The organism is Limnochordia bacterium, assembly GCA_023230925.1.
In the GTDB taxonomy this organism is placed as follows: Bacteria; Bacillota; Limnochordia; order DUMW01; family DUMW01; genus JALNWK01.
In genome coordinates, this window is sequence record JALNWK010000104.1 from 1 (window position 1) to 3,303 (window position 3,303).

The 3,303-nt window shown below is 47.2% G+C and carries 3 protein-coding genes; 1 reads left to right on the top strand and 2 read right to left on the bottom strand.

The window, feature by feature from the left end; all coding sequences use genetic code 11:
• The first annotated feature begins 191 nt into the window (after positions 1-191).
• Complete coding sequence (locus M0Q40_12610) at positions 192-1,112, top strand: site-2 protease family protein (protein ID MCK9223428.1); 921 nt, start codon at positions 192-194, stop codon at positions 1,110-1,112.
• Here M0Q40_12610 and M0Q40_12615 read toward each other — a convergent pair.
• Both M0Q40_12615 and M0Q40_12620 read right to left on the bottom strand, forming a co-directional pair.
• Positions 1,084-2,157 carry an ABC transporter permease gene (locus M0Q40_12615; GenBank protein ID MCK9223429.1) on the bottom strand — a complete coding sequence of 358 codons (1,074 nt, stop codon included), beginning with the start codon at positions 2,155-2,157 and terminating at the stop codon, positions 1,084-1,086. The genes M0Q40_12610 and M0Q40_12615 overlap by 29 nt on opposite strands.
• Positions 2,154-3,071, bottom strand: a complete 918-nt coding sequence (locus tag M0Q40_12620; GenBank protein ID MCK9223430.1) for an ABC transporter ATP-binding protein — start codon at positions 3,069-3,071, stop codon at positions 2,154-2,156. Before M0Q40_12620 ends, M0Q40_12615 begins: the two co-directional genes overlap by 4 nt.
• Positions 3,072-3,303: the final 232 nt, after the last annotated feature.

Consider the following 3,303-nt stretch of genomic DNA (forward strand, 5'->3'; position numbering starts at 1 on the left):
ATCGATGCGCGCGAATTGCCTGATAACTTTTTCGATAGTTCCCAATACATATGATACTGTGCCTAACGTGCATAAACACTATTCCTTAACCTGGTTTTCCCATCTTAGTTGCGGAAGTGCTGGTGACTATGAATAATATTAGTCGTTATTTGCGCATAGGATTTAGAAGTGCTAACTAGGTAGGTGGTCCGGTGCGCATTGGTGGAGTTAAATTTCAGATTAATCCTTTTCTGATTGCGGTACTAATAGTCATATGGTTTGTTGGTCTACTGCCGCTAGGCTTTCTCTTCACAGTATCGGTATTGTTGCACGAGTTGGTTCATGTATGGATGGCTAAGCGAAGTGGTCTCACTGTTGATGCTGTTGAACTACTGCCTTTTGGAGGAGTTGTTAGACTAGTGGAAACCCTCGGGGTTGACCCTATGCTTGAGGCTTGTGTTTCTATTGTTGGTCCTTTGTTTAGTATCGGATTGGGTATACTCGCTGCCCTGGCCTATTGTCTAAGATTGCCTTACTCGTTTGAACTGATGCATATCAACTTGGTACTCGGATTGCTTAATCTCTTGCCAGCATTGCCACTGGACGGAGGACGTTTACTGCGAGCCAGTCTTGTAATGAACAAGGGTTACAGGCGAGGCACGGGGCTGTCGATTAAGATAAGCGGGGTGGTGGGTTGGTTATCAATAGTCTCAGGAACCGCTTTGCTGTTCTATAATATAAGTAGTGTCTTGCTGATCTGCTTGGGAGTTTTTATCCTTCTAAGTCTTCAAGAGGAACGCAAACAAAGCAGCTATGTTTTCATGGGATACTTGCTTGCTAGACGGCTTCGACTATTAGCGCAAAACAGAAGTTCAACCCGTCACCTAGCCTTTGTGTTGGATACAACGATTAAGGAGGTCGTATCCAACTTGAACTACAAGGACTATCACATTATTTGGGTCTTGGACCGTCAGTGTCGAGTGATCGGCTTTCTTGGGGAAAGTGAGTTGTTGGAAGCAGCCTTTATGCAGGGATCAAAGACTGAAATCGGTACGCTCATAAGTAAAGGAAGATGGCCTGTGCCAGAGGAACAGGCCAAAGGCTTTACTCCCACTTCCAAAACAGGACAGTAATCAACAAGCAACCTACTAACCAGCCGGATAAGACGAGAAGATTCAGGGACAGAGGGGGCACAGAGGTGTCTCCGACCATGGTTAGCCTTAGGGCATCGGTCAAGTAGGTAAGGGGGAATACCTTGGTTACTGGTTGCAGGAAGCCAGGAAGGATTTCCCTGGGGAAGAAAAGGCCGGATAAAAACATCATTGGAAACTGGATTACTTGAATCAGGCCCACAGCCGCTTCCTCTGAACGAACAAAGGAAACCACCATATATCCTAGACTTGTGAAGACTGCAGCACCGAAAAGGGCGATGGACCACACAGTAGCTAGGCTGCTTACAATGTGAATCCCAAAGACAAAGTGACCAAGGGTCGTGATAATAATCGTTTGCACCAGACCCATGCAAAGCCGAACGATGATCTCGGTGAGCACTAAGTAGCTTCTATTGAGAGGAGTTACGCCGAGGTTCCGGAGAATCTTCTGCTCTCTAAGACTTATTAGGCGTAGGGAGCCAAAAAGGCCTAGCTGCATCAATGCCATGGCCAAGATGCCCGGCATGATGAAATCAACTGTTGTTAGTCCCTCCGCTTGGATGGCGGTGGGAACTGCCTGGAGTAGTTGGGGCTGTTTGGTGATCTGACGCTCTATCTGCACGAATATCTGCTCCACTGCCGGTAGAAGCACTTGGCTAGTAAGGCTTTGACTAGCATCGTAGTATACAGGAATCTCCACGGGTGCGGTGCCTTCAAAGGATAGATCAGGGATTATCAAGACCAGGCTTCGGTTACCCCTTTTAAGTTCCCTAAGTTCATCTTCCTGTGTACCAGGAAGGACCTGGAAATTAGGGATGGAGCTTAGTGTCTCACCAATACTTTCGGACAGGGGACTTGGTTGCTCCACGACAAGTCCAATGGAGAACTCCTGGCTGCTTTCGCTAGAGAAGATACTGCCGAAAAGGAACATGAAAATGATTGGAAAAGCAAAAAACCAAAAAAGAGCCATTGGGTCCCGTAGGATTTCCTTAATGTTGGCAATTGTAAGAAGCCACAGTTTTCTCATTGGGGACGAATCCTCCTTCCGGTTAGCTTGAGGAAGACGTCCTCAAGGGTGGCGGTTCGAACGTTAAAACCCTCCAATACTCGGTTGCCTGATGTGACGTACTCCATCAATGCCGCTACGGTGTTGGCTGGATCTAAAGTATACAAAGTGACTCTATCGCCTTCCATTTGCATACGTGTGACTCCTGTGAGGTCTTCGAGATCTGAATTAGCCCAATGCAAGGGTGTGGAGAACTCAACGGCCCTTTCAGAAAAATTCTCCTCAATAAGTGATTGGGGCGAGCCCTGGGCAATGATCCGGCCGTGGTCCACGATAATAATGTAATCACAAAGACGTTCCGCTTCATCCATGTAGTGGGTGGTCAAGAACACGGTTTTCCCTTGATTCTTTGAGTCTAGTACCACGTTCCAAAGGGTGCGTCTGGACTGGGGATCTAATCCAGTGGTGGGTTCGTCTAAAAACAGTAGATCCCCGTTGCTAATCAATGCGGTGGCTAGTGCAAGACGCTGTCTCTGCCCGCCGGATAGAGTGCGGGTTTGCGCGCCTGCATTGTCCTTTAGACCAACAAGTTCCATTACTTCCTGCACCGGGAGTGGGTTTGTATAAAGGCTTGCATAAAGGGTCAAGATCTCCCGAACCGTTAGGCGAGGGTACATTGCAGCAGTCTGCAGTTGAACTCCGATGGATCCTTTAAGTTTGTCCGGCTGTTTCTGCGGGTCTAGACCTAAGATTCTTACCGTGCCGCTTGTTTGCTTCTTGAGTCCAATGAGGATTTCCATTGTCGTGCTTTTTCCCGCACCGTTTGGGCCCAACATGCCGAACACTGTTCCTGTGGGCACATTGAAGGAAATATTGTCTACGGCCCTAAAGTCACCATAGAACTTTTGCAGTTTCTCTACTTCGATGCATGACATATGGGTATATTCCCCCTTTCATCGTGTAATACGCAATATATTCTAACAAGCTGAAGAAGATTCCTGCTAGCGCGAGGGCTTCGGGATATCGCTGTCAGAGTCACTATTAGTGTTAGGCACCACATTATTTGAGACAAAAACTGCATGATCCAAGCATATTAAATGAGACACTTGGAGTAAGACCTAAGTCGTTTAGACGCGGGTCTTTTTTTGTTTGCTGGACAAGGAATAA